The following is a 17,650-nucleotide window of genomic DNA, read 5'->3' on the forward strand; positions in this document are numbered from 1 at the left end:
CTTTTTACCGGCAGATTGCCTGACAGTCTGCCGGAAATTCCTTAGTCCACTCAGTGTCATCGGAATTTCAGGATGCCAATCAGTTAGTTGAGAACACTATGACAAAACCCAGTACTTTCCAGGATATTATTCTGACGTTGCAGCAATTCTGGGCAGCAAGAGGCTGCGTAATTTTGCAACCCCTGGACATGGAAGTCGGTGCCGGAACCTTTCATCCCGCGACCTTTCTTCGGGCGATTGGACCTGAACCCTGGTTTGCGGCCTATGTGCAACCGTCGCGGCGGCCTGCGGATGGGCGCTATGGCGAAAATCCAAATCGAGTACAGCATTACTACCAGTTTCAAGTGATTTTAAAACCATCGCCGCTGGATATTCAGGACAAATACCTTGATTCCCTGCGGGCGCTCGGGGTTGATCCTCTGGCTGATGATATCCGCTTTGTCGAAGACAACTGGGAATCGCCAACGCTTGGGGCCTGGGGTCTCGGTTGGGAAGTCTGGCAAAACGGCATGGAAGTGTCGCAGTTTACCTATTTTCAGCAGGTAGGAGGTCTGCCCTGCAAACCTGTGACCGGTGAGTTGACTTATGGCCTTGAGCGTTTGGCCATGTACGTGTTGGGAGTCGATAATCTCTTTGATTTGCCCTGGGCGCATACGGCACAGGGGCTCATTACCTACGGTGACGTGTTTCATCAGAATGAAGTGGAAATGTCGGCGTTCAATTTTGAGCATGCCAACGTGGACGCGCTGTTTCAACAATTTGATTATTATGAACAGGAAGCCGAAAAACTGATTGCCTTGAATTTACCGCTGCCAGCCTATGAAATGGTAATGAAAGCGTCGCACGCCTTCAATCTTCTCGATGCGCGGCGTGCCATTTCGGTGACGGAAAGGCAACGTTATATTTTACGGGTGAGGCAACTTTCGAGAGCGGTAGCCCAGGCTTATTATCAGGCGCGCGAAACCCTGGGTTTCCCCATGCTGAAGGTGTCACATGAAGTTGAATGATTTTTTATTTGAAATAGGGTGTGAAGAATTACCCTTTGCTGCGGTTAAAAATCTGGCCTCTGCGCTGGCTGACAACGTGAAGGCTGCTTTTGATAAAGCGCAGCTGACGTATCGAGTGATCCGTCCCTTTGCAAGCCCCAGACGTCTGGCCCTGCTCATTACCCAATTGCCTGAAGAGCAGCCTGAACAACAGTTATCACGCCGCGGGCCGGCGCTCAATGCGGCCTACGACAATCAGGGACAACCGACCAAAGCCTTGTTGGGCTTCGCTAAGTCCTGTGGGGTGGACGTCAGTGCATTGACTGTCCTTAAAACCGACAAGGGTGAATGGTTGGTGCATGACACAGTAGCCAAAGGGGCTAAAACCAAGGACCTGTTGCCTGAATTGATAAACCAGGCCGTTGCCGCACTGCCCATCGCCAAACCCATGCGCTGGGGGGATGGCGAGGTGGAATTTGCACGGCCAGTCCATTGGATAGTCATGCTTTGGGGTGAAGAGGTGATTCCTTGCACCATCTTGGGCGTGGCGGCGGGAAAAACGACTTACGGTCACCGTTTTCATCACCCTGAAGCCATTCATTTAACGAAGCCAGAAGACTACGAAGACGCACTGACTAAAGCGCGGGTCATTGTCGACCCTGACAAACGGCGTCAGCAGATCAGGGACGACGTCGAGGCGCTGGCGACTAAACACCAGGCTAAGGCCATCATGTCGGATTCACTGCTGGATGAGGTGGCCGCCATTGTCGAATGGCCAACCCCCCTGTTGGCGAGCTTTGCTCCTGAATTTTTACAGGTGCCGCCGGAAGCATTGATTGCATCCATGCAATCGCATCAGAAATGTTTTGCTCTGGCAGACAATCAGGGGAAACTGTTGCCGCACTTCATTGCGGTAGCCAATATCAACAGCAGTAACCCTTCGCAAGTGATAGCCGGTAACGAAAAAGTCATGCGTGCCCGTTTAAGCGATGCGGCATTCTTTTTCGAACAGGATAAAAAGCAGGCCTTAAGTCAGCACAGGGCGGCCACGGAGAAGGTCGTTTTCCAGGCGCGCCTGGGTACGCTGGCTGACAAAGCTGACCGTATCCAGTCGCTGCTAAAAAATCTCATTACTCCATTGGAGTTAAAAGAAGCCCAGGCGAATCGAGCGGCCGAACTCAGTAAATGTGATTTAATGACGGGCATGGTCGGTGAATTTCCGGAATTGCAGGGATTGATGGGGTATTATTACGCTTTGCATGATGGCGAAGATCGTGACGTGGCTGTGGCTTTAAACGAACAATACCTGCCGCGTTTTTCTGGGGATGCCTTGCCGGTTACACCCCTGGGGCTGGCCTTATCGCTTGCTGATCGTCTGGACACGCTGGTGGGTATTTTTGCCATCGGGCAGAAGCCGTCTGGCGTCAAGGATCCATTTAAATTACGCCGCCATGCACTGGCTGTCGTTCGCCTGTTGCTGTCCACTGAGGCACGCGTTTCTTTGCAGGCATTAATCAGCCAAAGCAAGGCTGCGTACAGGGACGTGATTAACCAGCAGGAAGAAAGCCTCAATGAAATCAAAGGCTTTATCCTTGAGCGTCTGCAATCGTTCTATCAAGGCAAGGGTATTTCTGTCGATTTGGTGCAGGCGGTGAGAGCACGTCAGGATGACTGGTTGTATGATTTTGATCGCCGCGTGTCGGCCCTGGCCGATTTTGTCACCCGACCGGAAGCGTCCGTGTTGAGTGCCGCCTGCAAGCGGGTGAATAACATTCTGCAACAGGCCGAACCCATGACAGTTGGCACGGCGCTGGTTGTCTCATTATTGGAAGAGGGCGCTGAGCAGGCGCTTTATACTCATTTAAGTCACATTGAAGACCACATTCAACCCCTGTATCAGCAGGGTGATTACCGTGCTATCCTTAATCAGCTCGCTCGCTTGCGGGAACCGGTGGATGCTTTTTTTGATCAGGTTATGGTGATGGTTGATGATGAGCAAATCCGCATGAATCGCCTTCTTCTGTTAAAACAACTGCAAACGGCGTTGCAAGGCGTTGCCGATATTTCACTGTTGCAATTGCCTGGCAGTAGTAACGGATGAAGAAATGCATCATTTTGGACAGGGATGGCATCATTAATCAGGATTCCCTGCACTACATCAAGTCGGTGAATGAGTTTATTCCTATCCCTGAAAGCCTCAAGGCCATTGCCCGTTTAACACGGGCAGGGTACCAGATTGGTGTAGCTACCAATCAATCGGGTGTGTCACGCGGCTACTACAGCGAAGAGGAGTTACTGGCTATCCACGCTAAAATGCTGGCGGCAGTTCGTGAAGCCGGCGGGGATATTATGGCGATTGAATACTGCATCCACCTGCCTGATTCCGGCTGTGACTGCCGCAAGCCCCAACCGGGTATGCTGCTGAAACTGGCCGATCATTTCCAATGCACGCCAGAAAATTTGTTGTTTGTCGGTGATCGGGTGTCGGATATTCAGGCAGCGCAAGCGGTGGGTGCCACACCCATCATGGTCCTGTCACCCATGACAGACCGGGCCTTGTTAATGCAATACCCGGAGGTTCCTGTTTACCTTTCGCTGGCGGCTTTTGTCGATGAATTCCTTGCTCAATCCCATGCATGACATCGCCATAGGCTATGCGGAAGATGCCCTGTTTGCGCAGGCGCAGGCGTTGGCGGCGTCCTTGCATTTACCCCTTGATAATCAATCCCCCAACCGGTTGGTGCTCACTCCTGAGCGATTGGAGTTGCACATTCAGGGCTTTAAACCCCAGTATGCGGATTTCAGCAGCAGGTTTTGGCAGAGACGGCGGGATGCCGGTAAGCAGCAGGGATTGGTGAAAGCCTGTAAACCGGTTGCGGGCATGCGCCTGCTTGATGTGACCGCAGGATGGGGGCGTGACGCGGCCATATTGGCCAGCTTTGGCGCCGATGTGCACATGCTGGAGCGTAATGCCGTGATGGCCGCGTTGCTGGCAGATGCCCTGCAGCGTCGTGATCCGCGTTCTAAAGCGGTGTTGCATTTGCAGGTTCAGCATCAGGATGCGCTGGAGTACCTGAATGAATTGACGGAAGCTGAATACCCTGACCTGATCTACATGGATCCCATGCATCCGCCGCGAGATAAATCGGCGCTGGTTAAAAAAGACATGCAGATTTTGCAGCAACTCATTGGCGAAGATAAAGACGCGTTGGCTCTACTAACTCTGGCAAAACGCAGAGTCAGGCAGCGGGTGGTAGTCAAGTGGCCGCAGCATGCGGAGCCGTTAGTTAAGCCTTCTCGGAGCATTGAAGGTAAAACGGTACGGTTTGATATTTATTTGCCATAACCCAAGCTTGGGATAAGCTGGTGCGTGGTAGTCAGTTGCCGGGCGAGGTATTCGCAGTGGAATACTCCCTCTCCCGGAGAGGAGGCCGTACTGTCAAACGTAATTGTACTCGGCTAATTCTTCACGCAGGCGTTTTTCCTCGGCCAATTCTTCAATGCGGCGGCGTCTTTCCAATTTGGTACTGGGACTGCTTTCAATAAGAATGGCATCAGGATTGTCGCTGAAATCATCAACCTCGGTCTCAAAATCATCAAAAGTTTGTGAACTCATTGCATTCTCCATTGCTGAGTGTGATTGTCTATGGGAGGTAATCCAGAGACTGGATACAGAAGACAACCTAAATCCATTTATGACGAGTAAGGCATCAGGAACAAAGTAACAGAATTCCACTGCGAGGAACAGTGGAATTTTTTAGTCAATACCCGTCGGATCAGGGCGCGGGGAGTTGCTGCTGCTGTTGTTGTTGCTGTTGTTGCTGCTGGGCTTCTGCTCTTTCCTGCGCTTCGGCAATTTTATTGATTCTATCTTTGAAATCCCGTGTTGCTTCCGGACCGGATGCGCGTTTAACGTACTCTTCACGGCGTTGATTGTCAGTCACGGCTTTATCCTGCATCATCTTCAAGCGGTTAGGATAATCAGCGAACAATTCCTCCGCTTTTTTGGCTTCGCCATTGACATTGATGGTGATTTTATCCGGCGGAAAACCGGCTTTGAGCGCGCCTTCGTAAGCTTTGCGGGCGAGATCCATCACATGTTTAGTGTCCGGTTCGCCCTTGCTGTTGGTTTGATAGGATTTATAATTGACATCCATGACAATGGAATCGTGACCGCAGGCTCGTACGGCCGCGGCAATGGTAGTCATGTCGCCCAACACTTTGTCCTCGGAACCGTAGTAATAAGTCAATCCCCACTTGGGTAAGGTCATTGTCAGGACGGTTTCCGACTTGTTGTCTTTGCCTTTTTGTTCTTCAATGTTAACTTGACGGCCGGTATAACTTAAAAAGCCTTTTAAGTCTTCCACACGGACGTTTTTAAACGTTGCCAGGCCCTTATTGGCATCAATACCAACGTGAATGGCGGTGTTTTCCTGGGTTTTGCGGTTTTTTTCTGCCAAGGCGTCAATGGCGGCCTTGTTTTGCTTGTTGCGGTACAGATCGGCTAAAAAAGAAATACGGAAATACTCGTCCTGAGAGGCTTTATAGAGCTTGTCCATATCCCCCTTGACCGCTTTTTCAAATTTATCGAGATCCTCGCCCTGGCGTTTTTTAAGGGCGTCAGTCATCTCTTTCTGAACTTGAGGAAGGTCGACATCGGTTACGCCCAGGCTTGTTTTTAAGTTATTGACAAAGGTAGGGTCCTTAAAAAGGGCTTCAAGCTTGTTCAATTCCAATTGATGCTGCGCTTTAATGGCCTTGGTCGCTTCACTTTGCAGCTTATGTAATTCAGAACCCACTGCCTCGGGGTTAAAACTGTCGGACTGGGCATTGTTTTTTGCCAGATTCTTTGGAAGATTATCCGTGACAATGGCATTCAGTGCTTTGGCCCTGCGGTTAAATGCCTTGATGGCATCGGACAGGTTCTGGTCGGCTTTCAGTGCGTCTTCGAGTTGAGTTTTAACCGCAGTCACTTCGGGTGTTGCGGTATTTAGTTTTTCATCCAGCGTGGAACCGTTGGGTAGCTTGAGTTTGCCAAAATCCGTGACTTTTTGCATTCTGGATTGGGAGAATTCATCAAAAGCGCCAACGCCGGTTAATCCGGCATTGAAGTTGACGCTGTCGCTGTACATTTCAAAATAGACTTCTTCGGCGCGCGGCCCAAAATGCTTAACAAGCTCTTTTTCAGCATTCAGGTAATTACGTAATTTTCCAAAAGGAACAAAGGTCGGCAATGGCATAATCTCTTCCGCATTTTAATCCATATGAAAATTATATCAGTTAAAGCTTAACTGATGATTAATTTTTTTCATCCCAGGCTGGAATCGCCGCATCGCCAAACAATTCTTTGGCTTTTTCCTTGACTGCATTGGAGTTCATGGCTTTAACAAATTGCTCCAGCTGGCTTCGTTTATCGCTGTCACGGCGGATGACAATCAGGTTGGCGTAGGGAGAATCCTTGCTTTCCAGAAAGAGGGCATCACGGGACGGGCTTAAGCCGGCGGGTACTGCAAAATTGGTATTGATGACGGCCGCATCAACATCACTCAGGACGCGAGGCAACTGCGCGGCATCCAGTTCTTTGATTTGCAGGTGCTTTGGATTTGAAGCGATGTCATCGGTGGTTGCCGTGGAGGTATGTTTCAGTGTAATCAGCTTGGCTTTTTGCAGGAGAATTAACGCACGGGCTTCGTTGCTGGGGTCGTTGGGAATGGCGATAATGGCATTCTCGGGCAGCTTTTTCAATGATTTGTATTTGGACGAATAAATGCCCGTAGGATAAACAAAGGTTTTGCCTATTGCTTCCAGGTTATAACCATGCGCTTTGATGGCGGCCTGCAGGTAAGGTAAATGCTGGTACACATTGGCATCGAGACTGCCATCCTGAAGCGCCTCATTAGGCAGGTTATAATCATTAAATTCTACAATTTTAATGGTCAGACCATAATCCTTAAGCGCCTGCTCTTTGGCCACGTCGACCAGATCGGTTTCCGGCCCGGCAATGGTGCCGATGGTTAATGTATTGGGCGAGGGTTTGTTGCAGGCGGCTAAACCCACGGCCAGAATCAGAATACTCAATAAACGCATGACGTTAACTCCCTAAAATACTTTAAAACCTATCGATGCGAGAGATGGCGGGCCAGTTTATCACCGCCCATTTGCAACAGTTGCACAATCATAATCAGAATGACGACAGTCGCCAACATAATTCCCACATTAAATCGTTGATAACCATAACGTATGGCCAAATCACCCAAACCGCCGCCGCCGACCGTGCCGGCCATGGCGGAATAATTGACCAGGGCAATGGCAGTCACCGTAATGGCCTGAATTAAGGCAGGCAAGGCTTCGGGAATCAGAATGTGACGAATCATTTGCCAGGTTGTTGCCCCCATGGAAAAACCGGTTTCGATAAGGCCAGCAGGCAGATTCTGATACACGTTTTCAACCAGTCTGGCAAAAAAAGGCGTCGCACCCAGTGTCAGGGGCACGATGGCGGCGTTAATGCCGATGGAGGTGCCTACCAGTAACCGGGTGAACGGAATTAAGGCCACGAGTAAAATAATAAATGGAATGGAACGGCTCATATTAATCAAACCACTGATGCTTTTATGAAGCAGGGGGTGCGGTTTGATTTTGCTGCTGCTGAACAGCAGGGTCCCCAGGGGAAGGCCCAAGGCAAAAGCCAGCAGGGTGCTGATGGTCACCATATAGAGGGTTTCCAGACTGGCTTGCAGTAAATCATAAAATAGTGTCAGTGACATAACCTAGAATCTCCACGGTTAAATTGGCATCATTGCATCGCTGGATAAACTGCTGAAGCAGGGTTTGATTGGCATGCAATTCAACAATCAGAACGCCGCAGGTGACGGCGTCGAAGCGATCAATATTGGCCAGCAGAATATTAATGTCGATGTGCAGCTCGCGGCTGGTTTTACTGATGAAAGGCACCGTGGCGCTCTCACCATGAAAGAATAAACGGATAACCGGCTTGTCGCTTTCTACTGCGCTTAAATGGCTGGTTAAGCAGGCAGGCAATGGCGGGCTTAACTGGGCGTAAAGCATTTTTCTCGCCTGGCTTAAGGGATTATTGAAAACCTCATTCAAGGCCGTCATCTCAATGATTTGGCCTCCTTCCATGACCGCAAGGCGATGACAGATGCGTTTAACTACCTCCATTTCATGGGTGATAAGGACGATGGTGATGCCATAAAGTTTGTTGATTTTTTTTAATAATTCGAGAATGGCGTCGGTGGTTTCCGGATCCAGCGCAGAGGTGGCTTCATCGCATAACAGGATTTTGGGGGAGCAGCTTAAGGCTCTGGCAATGGCCACCCGCTGCTTTTGTCCGCCGCTTAATTGAGAGGGATAAGCCTCTTTTTTGTCCTGCAATTCCACTAAAGGCAGCAATTCATCTATTTTATTTCGGATTTGCTCTTCATCCATGCCTTGAACACGCATGGGCAGGGCAATATTGTCATAGACGTTTTTGGACTGCAGAAGATTGAAATGCTGAAAAATCATCGCCATTTTATGGCGCGCCTGACGTAACTGGGCATTGTTGAGGTTAGTCAGCGTTTGATTGTCGATGATGACTTCACCCTGATCGGGCCGCTCCAGTAAATTAATGGTTCGCAACAGGGTCGATTTCCCAGCCCCGCTTCGGCCAATAATGCCAAAAATTTCGCCTTCCTGGATAAAAAGATTAATATCACGGAGCGCGATGGTGTCCGCATAGGATTTATTTAATCCAACTAATTCAATCATGTACATAACCTAACGAAGTAGCGCAGCGGGGGATGCTAAGGAGGGTATACTGAAGCCCGCTTTAGCCGTGTTTACAAAAATTGAAGTTCTACCTTAACTTTTGAGCGCCCGCAAGCTGAGTTATTCAAATCGGCGCGATTCGCGATGATACCATGAGTTGGGGGAGGAGGCAAAATATTAAAAGAACCCACTTTATTTCTCTTGGCTAATACATTATAACGTGCAGGCGATTTTGTTGGTGAGTGGAATAATTAGGTCAATCATTAGCTCCCCTAAATAAGGTCTTGTAATGATTTACCATTAATTTAGTGCTGTTGGCTGAGTTTACAGCAAACATATTTGTCACATTGGTTGTTTATTGTTATTCCGGATTTAACAAACTCGATATTGGAGTTCTTGGCTTATGGTGGATACCAGTAACATGTGATAACAACTCTCAATATCAGGAGTGGCAGTGGGTAAATTGTTTTGAAGACTTCTTCAGAGCCCTGCTTTTCATTTCTGTATTAAGAAAAATGATTAATTATTAGTGAAGTGAGTTAAAATTTAATATTCAATTAGATAACTAATTGATATCTAATGAGATTATTTAATTCACCCTTGAGACTGTTGATGAAAAAAATAAAATTTAAGGAAAGACCAGATACAGCCATCAGTTTATTATCAGTGCTCTACGTTACTTCTCTTTTGGCCAATTTAGCAGTAGGGTACAGGTATATAAGTTTGGGTTCTTTTACCCAGTCTGGGGGAATATTTATTTTCCCTGTTTCATTCATTATCAGTGACATAATCACTGAAATTTATGGTAGTGATTTGGCAAGAAAACTAGTTCGTTATGGCATAGTTTGCCAATTTATTTTTGCTGTCTATGCATATCTTGTTATCCATACTCCCGCACCTTATTTTCTCCAAAACAAAGAATTATATGCTTCGGTCTTTAGTCCCTATTTAAATTTTGCTCTTGCTAGCTCTATAAGTATTTGGATTGGCTCAAAAATAAACATTGTTTTATTAAGTAAATTCAGTGAATTTTCAGGGGGGAAATATTTTGCAGTGAGAAGTTTTCTTGCTTCGACAGCAGGAGAATTTTTAGTCACCAGCATTTCTATGGTTATAGCGAATTATAGCAAACTAAGTCTGGATAATCTTATATATATGATTGGCTGTTGCTTTATTATAAAAACAATAATTTCATTTGTAGCAATTTGGCCGGCATCAGTAATAGTTTATAATTTAACACATAAAAGAAGCTCGTATAAAACAATATTAGAATTTAAAAGGCCAATTAGGCTATTAAAAAATCTCCTTTTATTGGCTTGGAATGCCAAAGGCTTTATGTATGTACTTGAAGAAATTGATATGGATAGAAACAAGGCGATCTTATATTATAAAGGTACCAGAGGGATTATAGAAATATCTCTTTTTCATGCATTTTATAATAAAGAAATTATTGATAAATTAAATCCGGATGATGCTGCTAGCATCGGATATTATTATGCTCAAATTCACGGAGGTGACAATGTTTTCTTGTTAAGTGAGAACAAAGAAAAAAAGAATTTTGTCTTAATGTTTAAGTCGGGTGAGTTGAATATTTTGGGAATTACTAGAGATAAAAAAATAATAATTGAAGATACAAAAAACGCTATTGAGTTTTTGAAGTTTCCAATGGAAATCTATAGAAATAAATTGATGCTGGGGAAATTTTCAAGCTCACAAGCCCTTTACATTGGTTATTTATCCGGTACCCCCGAATTAAATTTGAAAAATTTTAAACCCAAACAAATTTGTTATCTTAAGTTAGTAAAATAGGTCTTATAATGAGAACGGGTTATTATATTTTCTTTGGGAATGGTGATTACCATCCTTCTACCTATAAAACAAAAGAATGGGTATCGGAATGGAATTTAGATGATTGGAAAAAATTTATAGATGAAATCATAGAATTAGACTCTAATACCTTACTGATTTATCTCAACGGCCATACTTTACCTTATAGAAGCAAATCTCACCCGGAATTAGTTGATACTTCCCATTTAAACTGCAACAGCGAGTTTTTAAGTGAATTACTGCTATATGCTAAAGGGAAAGGTTTAAAAATAATTGCTGTATTAACTACAACAGGACATGCAGGAAAATTTGCTGAATTAAATGAGTCATCAAAAATTGAAGTATTGCTAAATGATTTATCGATTGAAGATACCCTGGTTCCTTTTCCTGCTCATATACGAAAAGGGAAAATGACAAAAAAGGAAGGAGCAGCTCAAGTTGGGTATGGTGTTTTATGTCATAATAAAGAAATTTCCCGTGCTTATGCCAAGGATATATTAGCAGAAGTAATCCATACCTTTGGAGATATTATTGACGGAATTGCATTGCACCCACCTGAATCTGCATATCCTTGTGGTTGTACTCAGTGTAAGGATAAATACTTTATTAGATACAAAGAGTCGTTAAATCCCAATAATATAGAAAATCATAGAGAGTTTTTTATCAAAAGTTATCTAGAGTTTCAAAGCGAACTTCATTCACTAATCTCAAAAGAACTTCCTCAATGCCAGCAAGCAACTTTCACGATACCATGGTTGTATGAAAATTCATTTGATATTGTTGGTCAATTAATTCCTAAAGATGTAATAATTATTGAATGGGATTATAATTTGGAGCCCTCAAGGATCAGCTCTATTAAGAAACGCATTGAAAAATACATGAGTTTAGGTCACACAATATGGTTTATGCCAACCGGCGGGTTTTCTTTTAATCCCCTGGAGCCTGCTGATGATCAAATAAATCTTTTATATCAACAAATTGAAGCTGTAGAGGATATGACTATAGGTGGAATCATTCACTTTTTAGGCCCGAGGAAAAGCACATTTATGACCGAAACAAGCCTGCAAAAGTTCTTTGAATCCAAACAAGAAACCATTTGTAAATTTAATTAAATTGTTCTTGTTTGAGTGAGTGTTAGAATGACTATAGCAATAATTTCGTGTTCCATGTGATTAAATGTAAGAACTTGAGAACCAGCTACGATTGGATTAAGTAACCAATTGGGCGAGTCTATCGTTAGTTCTCGTAACGAGATTGAATTATCTGTCTTGAATTTAATTAAAACCAAGTCTCCATCAATAGGTAGTAAGTGCGTTTGTAGAACAAATAAAGTACCTACTGGGAATCTTGCATGCATTGACTTGGTACTTTCAAGAGCGAATATGAGATCACCTGGATGAATATTCTCAAGCAAGTTACCTATCGGAACCCATTTTTCCCATGTGATTTTATCGAAAGCTGCAGTGAAATTTGGTTTCGAAACAAAATCCCAAGACATAAGTGGGATAGAGATATTCTTGCTTTGTTCGTTTGTACCAACTAGAAAATCGAGGTTCACCCCAAAAAAATCAGCAATTTGTTGAAGTGTAGAAAGCCTTGGATCAGTTGTGGTTCCATTAATGATTCTATTGATAGTGTTATAAGGGATATTTAAATTTTTTGCTAAGTCATATTCTGAGACTTGGTGTGAATCTAAGAGTTTAGATAAATTTTTAGATAAAAAATTTGACTGTGAGGATTTAGTTTTATCCTTTAGGGTATTAGTCATATAAGTAGTTAAGGCTTTTAAACTACTTATTCTTGCATAAGAGACTCAATCTGAAAAGTATTATCGACTTAACGTAATATTTATTTACTATTTTATCATCCATTAGAGCAAAAATAGCACAATCAAATACTTTTAGTCTAACTTTTTACTCCGTAAAAGACAAAATATTAATTAAAAGTTTACTTCAAAGTAAAAAAAATTTAATATTGATTTACTTTTATGTAATTGAGCGAACTTTGAATTTTATTCTCCAGAATATGGAGACATTAGTTATATAGAATTCAGTACACGTTCAATTTCAGAACCTTATTGGAAATGGCCAATACCCTACTCCGCGGGTCAGATGTCTTAACAAGTTACTAAGACTGCAGGAGTACGTGAGGGATAATAAAAGTAAGGTAAAGCTTCTATAGTGGCACATCCTGTATAGACGTTAGATCTTATAGTGCTTGCCAAATGACTTAATCTGTAAAATAGGAAGATATATGAAGGGGATCAATTTAGAGCGGCATCATGCATTGCAGAGTGCACATAATGTACAGGAGATTTGTAGTCCAGCCCTTAAATTGTTAGGTGTATCGTATTTTAATTACATTAAGGTTTACAATGACGATTGTTCTCGTGAATTGCTGGCGAGTCATGCACCCTGGATTAAGCATTTCTATGAAAATGCCTTATTTCAATCCGCCTGCATTGTTGACATAGAGCATCTTTTACCTAAAGGTTTTTATTTGTGGACGGAGTTGGACAAGAAAGATCCTGCTTATTTCCAGGGTAGAGATTTTAATATTGATAACGGCATAAGTTTTGTGTCTAAAACCGCCAAGGCCACTTACATCTATATCTTTGCTTCTACACCTGCTCAGTATGGAATGAATAATTTTTATATTGCCAACATTGACCTGTTACAACGATTCATTCATTACTTTAATGATAAGGCCAAACCACTGATCGACGAAGCGTCTAAAAATCGAATAATACTACCTGAGCAGCAATCCATCAGTCCCAATAAAATCAATTACCTCAGTCTTTCCGACAAAGCGCGGGGACAATTTCTTGAAGAAACCAAAGTGGAGCGTTATTTTCTATTCAATGAATCTCAGGATCTTTATCTAACCCGAAAGCAAGGTTTATGCGCCTCGTTGTTGGTTAAAGGCTACACCTCCAAACAAATCGCGAAAGAAGTGAATATTTCTCATCGAACAGTAGAAGGTTATTTTCTTAAGATGAAAAATAAGATGGAAGAGTCACTCAAAAGAACATTGTCAAAAAATCAGATTATTCAAATACTCCAGCAGGCTCAGATTTGTTAATGGGAGCATTGTATAATGGGCAGAGACAATGATTCTCGCCCAGTAATGCTTGTGATTCAAAATCATCTTTTATAGACTTGAAAACGCATTGATTACTGCAACCAGTGTAAAGCAACGGAAGAAATTCAAATGCACGCAGAAAAATCCTGCAGGAATGATTCCACAGTTGCTGAAAATAAATTGGGAAATTTATCCTCACAAGTCACTCTAAATAATCCTCTCTTAACCCACGATGCTTAATAAAACAGTAATCTTGACGTGCGATGCAGGAAAGCAAGTATAGTCATGTAGAAAATAGGATAAAATTTTATCCAATTAATTAAAAATGTTCAGAGCCCCGCTGAACATTTTCAAAAAAGTAAACTCATCCTTTTTAAAGGCAGTATGGCTACGGAGGCAGAAATGCTTCTTAAGAAAGCAAGCAAACTTAAACCCACTCAGGAATTTTATTCCCTGCGGCTCTTTAAATCCATCCAATACAGTGATACAACTTGATCACAATGGTTTCTAACTTGCCAAGTGGTGATCCATCGAGGCAGTCTTTATGGTTAAGCTTAATGAAAAAAGGAACATTTTTTACGCCCTGCCCCGCGCTTAAGCGGGGTGAGCGTCTGGATAAAAGGAAGCATGAAGATCTACGTCACACCTGCTTTATTTCGCCAGCCGGCAGACGTTATGAGTTCATGGGTACCCTGGATGCAGAAGAAGCACGGCAGCTCCATCAGCAAACGGGGTTGGAAAAAACGGGAAAGGTGGAGTTGGGGCGCGGATCATTTGGCCGGGTTCGTTTGGTTCGGGCCGAAGACGGTACGTATCTTGTCATTAAAAAAATGAAAAAGGGCTATGGCGGTCCTCAGTCCAAATTCAATATCAGGGAAATTGCCGAGCTTGAGAGTCATTTAATTGAACAGCTGCAGGGGATTGATGGAATTATTTTTCCCGTGGAGACTTTTCTCGTGAATGACAAGGCTGGGCACGAGGTGATTGTCAGCATCATGCCGCTTGCCGATTTGGGTGATGCTGAAGAGCTCACGGAATGCCTCTACAAGCCAGGACGCGCGGGTTGTCCTTTACCCCATAGCCTGCAGATTGAACTGCTAAACTGCGATTACCAGGCCAATCCGGTAACATCGTCAAAGACCGCCGTCGTCGGCTTTAATAGAACATCGCCTGACGTTGATTTAATCACAGAATATGAATTGCCTGAGAATCTGATCAAATTACTCAGTGAGTCGCGCCCAACGTCGCTACCTGTTAATCCCCATGCTGAAGATGCCTGGATAGAGCGAGGATGTCAGTCAGAAATCCGCTTGACACCTCATCAGAATCTCCATTTGAAAATGAGTAACCTGCTGCTGATTTACATTGCCAGGGAGTTAACAAGCACCTTATCGGCTCTGCACAAACGCGGTATTTATCATCGTGACGTCCAGCTTAAAAATGTGTTGTTGACCCGCGAGGCAGAGGTACTATTAACGGATTTTGGTTGTGCTATCCATTATGGATTTCAGGATTGTTATAAAAGTTCGGTATTATCGAAACCACTTGCACCGGAACTATTCCAGAAGGACACCGATCTCGGCCATTTAAATGCCAGCCGCTCCATCGACGCCTGGCGTTTGGGAATGCTGTTGTCCGCTTTCCTGGAGGGCTCTCAAACGCTGGATTATGTGCTTAGGTCCGCTTACCCGGGCAATGTCATTTATTGGGGTGGGGAACTGCATTTTCCAAATGATTTATCATCCTTTCTTGACGTGCTTCATCAGCGCATCAGACAGGAACTGCAAAATCTCTTTGTGAATAACAATGTCCCGTTGCAGATGCGTAAAATCATTGCAGGCCTGTTAAATCCCTACCCTGAAAACAGGCTGGGAATAGCGGAGGTCATTCCGTTGTTAAATGAATTGCCAACGATTGAAAAAGCCATGATCAGGGATTTGTTAAACGAATTAAAAGTATCTGAACGACGCGCCTCTTCCGAAATGAATACCCAGCCTGTGCCGCCTGAACCCTTTGACGGGGACGCCCATGGTCTGGAGCATCATTCGTCTTTCAATGTTTGACAGTACTACGGCTTTTTGGCAGTCTAGGACCCTTTCAAGTGATAGGGAGAATGACTGAATGAGAACAGCAACAGGATTAGCCGCCGCCTTATTGGCCTTATCAGCCGAGGCTTCGGATTTGTCTTCCTTTGCGGAAGTGGCCGAGGCGGTGAAGGAGGGTAAAGCCTTGAGCTTTGTGACAGCATTAAATGCCTGCGAATCGGATATTCCTTCAGCCGACATCACTACGGCCATCACGCCGAATGCCGTCATGCTGGTGAATGGCAGCAAAGTGACCGCCTCGGATCGGCATTTTACTTTAAATGATCCCTCTTTACCGGGCGAAGCTGTGTTTGGTTACAGTAAATTTGAACTCCAAGCCAGCGGTACTGCCACGGTCAAAATCACGCTGCTGCGTGCTGCCGACTACAGCAAAATCCGGGAATTTCAAATGCGCTGTGAGCTGGGCAAGGGATTTAAAGTGTTTGCAAAGTAAGCCAGCGGCCAGCCGAGCTTATCAAACAGCATCCCCGCTCGTACGGTGGGGATGCTGGCCATCGCTTAATGTTGAAGTGATATACTCTTTACAGCATGATCTTTTGTCGTGCGTTCAACAAACTCTCTAAAGAAAGTCTCTGCCGTTTTACCTGAGCGATTTGTCAAAGCATCCCATTCTACATTATGACCATTTCTATGTGGGGCAGTCTCCATTTTCCTATCGCTTTTTATTCGTTCTCTGGCTTCAACCAAGGCTTCTCGTGCACGCATTAACTTACCCTTGGCGAGTGGATCACTTGTCTCAATAAGGTTATCGAGGTTTTCAATTTCTTTATCAATCTCGGCTTTTTTCTTGCGCCGTTCAGCACTCAACTCTTTATGGATGGATGCGTAATGAGGAATCACCTTGTCATCGATACTTTTATCCCGTTGTCCTTTTCGCGTTCTCACAACGATATAGTCTTTGTACGCTTCAGGGATGCTTTTGAACGCACTCCCCGCATCCATTTCCCATTTAACCAAAGCAACGCCAAATTTAATGAAAGGTTTAGCAAGCCATCCCGCTACCTTCATACCCGTGGTCTCGGTATGACCATTTTCTTCGCGCCCGCTTGCATCCCGCTTTAAACGGAGTTTCCCTACGACAAAATTAGTGATGGAAGAGAAAGAACGGCTATTGAACACGTTGATGGGTTGCCCCAGTTGATGAAAATGTTGTGCGACCAAAGAGGCTATTCCTGCACCCAGTGAATGGCCTTTCAGGGTAATGTTTTGGGGTGAGACACCTAGGTCCAACAGCCGTTGGACCTGGGCAATGCCATCGGTGATCAAATCGTCTTTTGACTTGGGCTTGCCTTGGCTTTGTCCCACACCTCGAAGATTAAAGCCGACGACATTCGCTTGAAGCGCCTGGGCATCTTCCTGCATTTCGCCAATGATTTCTTCATAGCACATCCCATTTCCTACGAGATTGACAATGTACTTCTGGTATTGAGGAGCAGTGTCTTTCTGGGCACTATGCTTTATTTCAAACGTATCTAACTGGGCGTAATCATGCGTAATGACTGTATGCTTTTCACAGGTTAGCTTAATGTCATTATTACTGTAGTTATGTTTACTAACATTCTCATCCGTAACCGCTAAATGCTTAAAATCCTCTGTTTGAGCCGGCAGTACTATTTCACTAACCCGTTCACCCAGAGCCTTGTTCATTCCATATTTTAATGCGTCCCACAAAAGAACAGGAGGAAACAGAAAACGGGCAGCAATAAACTTAGCCCATGTCCAACCACTGTATCGAGGTTTTGGGGCGTTATAAACGTTAGCCATAAAGAAATACCAGGTTACCTAAGGTATTCAGATGATAAAGAAAAGACATTAAGGAAATATTAAATACAAAAAGTCGGATTTAAAAAATTCTCCATCACCGCTGGATTTAATACGTGTTAA

16 protein-coding genes are annotated in these 17,650 nt (G+C 44.3%); 9 read left to right on the forward strand and 7 right to left on the reverse strand.

The genetic code is table 11. From position 1 onward, the window contains the following. Positions 1-98 precede the first annotated feature (98 nt). The 4 genes from glyQ to Lrub_RS05100 are packed head-to-tail and all read left to right on the forward strand — an operon-like array spanning position 99 to position 4,332. Positions 99-1,007 carry a glycine--tRNA ligase subunit alpha gene (glyQ, locus tag Lrub_RS05085; protein ID WP_058531096.1) on the forward strand — a complete coding sequence of 303 codons (909 nt, stop codon included), beginning with the start codon at positions 99-101 and terminating at the stop codon, positions 1,005-1,007. After that, a complete protein-coding gene (glyS, locus tag Lrub_RS05090) occupies positions 994-3,087 on the forward strand; it encodes a glycine--tRNA ligase subunit beta (protein WP_058531097.1) in 2,094 nt (697 codons plus the stop codon). The genes glyQ and glyS overlap by 14 nt, the downstream gene beginning before the upstream one ends. After that, the gene (gene gmhB, locus Lrub_RS05095) at positions 3,084-3,626 is read left to right on the forward strand and encodes a D-glycero-beta-D-manno-heptose 1,7-bisphosphate 7-phosphatase (protein WP_058531098.1); all 543 of its coding nucleotides are present in this window, start codon (positions 3,084-3,086) and stop codon (positions 3,624-3,626) included. The genes glyS and gmhB overlap by 4 nt, the downstream gene beginning before the upstream one ends. After that, entirely contained in the window at positions 3,598-4,332 is a 735-nt protein-coding gene (locus Lrub_RS05100; RefSeq protein WP_420324341.1) for a class I SAM-dependent methyltransferase, read from the forward strand. The genes gmhB and Lrub_RS05100 overlap by 29 nt, the downstream gene beginning before the upstream one ends. 93 nt (positions 4,333-4,425) lie before the next feature. Here the strand turns inward: Lrub_RS05100 and Lrub_RS14945 are convergent, their stop codons facing one another. The 5 genes from Lrub_RS14945 to Lrub_RS05120 all read right to left on the reverse strand — a co-directional run bounded on the left by Lrub_RS14945 (position 4,426) and on the right by Lrub_RS05120 (position 8,753). Further along, positions 4,426-4,602: a PA3496 family putative envelope integrity protein gene (locus Lrub_RS14945; RefSeq protein ID WP_164480554.1), complete on the reverse strand. Its 177-nt coding sequence runs from the start codon at positions 4,600-4,602 to the stop codon at positions 4,426-4,428. Between the two features lie 160 nt (positions 4,603-4,762). Continuing rightward, positions 4,763-6,226, reverse strand: coding sequence for a hypothetical protein (locus tag Lrub_RS05105; RefSeq protein WP_058531099.1), 1,464 nt, complete (start codon positions 6,224-6,226; stop codon positions 4,763-4,765). A 58-nt stretch (positions 6,227-6,284) separates the two neighbouring features. Continuing rightward, the gene (locus Lrub_RS05110) at positions 6,285-7,073 is read right to left on the reverse strand and encodes a MetQ/NlpA family ABC transporter substrate-binding protein (RefSeq protein WP_065235714.1); all 789 of its coding nucleotides are present in this window, start codon (positions 7,071-7,073) and stop codon (positions 6,285-6,287) included. Positions 7,074-7,102: 29 nt separating this feature from the next. Beyond that, on the reverse strand, positions 7,103-7,750 hold the full coding sequence (locus Lrub_RS05115) for a methionine ABC transporter permease (RefSeq protein WP_058531100.1): 648 nt from the start codon (positions 7,748-7,750) through the stop codon (positions 7,103-7,105). After that, positions 7,728-8,753: a methionine ABC transporter ATP-binding protein gene (locus Lrub_RS05120; RefSeq protein WP_058531101.1), complete on the reverse strand. Its 1,026-nt coding sequence runs from the start codon at positions 8,751-8,753 to the stop codon at positions 7,728-7,730. The genes Lrub_RS05115 and Lrub_RS05120 overlap by 23 nt, the downstream gene beginning before the upstream one ends. Positions 8,754-9,365: 612 nt before the next feature. Here Lrub_RS05120 and Lrub_RS05125 point away from each other — a divergent pair. Next, on the forward strand, positions 9,366-10,562 hold the full coding sequence (locus tag Lrub_RS05125) for a queuosine precursor transporter (protein WP_058531102.1): 1,197 nt from the start codon (positions 9,366-9,368) through the stop codon (positions 10,560-10,562). An 8-nt stretch (positions 10,563-10,570) separates the two neighbouring features. Further along, positions 10,571-11,692, forward strand: a complete 1,122-nt coding sequence (locus Lrub_RS05130) for a hypothetical protein (RefSeq protein WP_058531103.1) — start codon at positions 10,571-10,573, stop codon at positions 11,690-11,692. Here the strand turns inward: Lrub_RS05130 and Lrub_RS05135 are convergent. Beyond that, on the reverse strand, positions 11,689-12,348 hold the full coding sequence (locus Lrub_RS05135; protein WP_058531104.1) for a helix-turn-helix domain-containing protein: 660 nt from the start codon (positions 12,346-12,348) through the stop codon (positions 11,689-11,691). The genes Lrub_RS05130 and Lrub_RS05135 overlap by 4 nt on opposite strands. A gap of 485 nt (positions 12,349-12,833) precedes the next feature. Between Lrub_RS05135 and Lrub_RS05140 the strand changes: the two genes are divergently transcribed. The 3 genes from Lrub_RS05140 (at position 12,834) to Lrub_RS05150 (ending at position 16,199) form a co-directional block, all read left to right on the forward strand. Then, positions 12,834-13,661 carry a LuxR C-terminal-related transcriptional regulator gene (locus Lrub_RS05140; protein ID WP_058531105.1) on the forward strand — a complete coding sequence of 276 codons (828 nt, stop codon included), beginning with the start codon at positions 12,834-12,836 and terminating at the stop codon, positions 13,659-13,661. A 557-nt stretch (positions 13,662-14,218) separates the two neighbouring features. Then, positions 14,219-15,724 (forward strand): protein kinase domain-containing protein, encoded by a 1,506-nt coding sequence (locus Lrub_RS05145; protein WP_058531106.1) that lies wholly within the window; start codon positions 14,219-14,221, stop codon positions 15,722-15,724. Positions 15,725-15,782: 58 nt separating this feature from the next. Beyond that, positions 15,783-16,199, forward strand: coding sequence for a VirK family protein (locus Lrub_RS05150; protein WP_058531107.1), 417 nt, complete (start codon positions 15,783-15,785; stop codon positions 16,197-16,199). 65 nt (positions 16,200-16,264) lie between these two features. On the opposite strand, the gene Lrub_RS05155 is transcribed toward Lrub_RS05150, so the two are convergent. Continuing rightward, positions 16,265-17,530, reverse strand: coding sequence for an alpha/beta fold hydrolase (locus tag Lrub_RS05155; protein ID WP_058531108.1), 1,266 nt, complete (start codon positions 17,528-17,530; stop codon positions 16,265-16,267). Positions 17,531-17,650 lie beyond the last annotated feature (120 nt).

The sequence above is a fragment of the Legionella rubrilucens genome (assembly GCF_001468125.1).
Lineage (GTDB): Bacteria > Pseudomonadota > Gammaproteobacteria > Legionellales > Legionellaceae > Legionella_C > Legionella_C rubrilucens.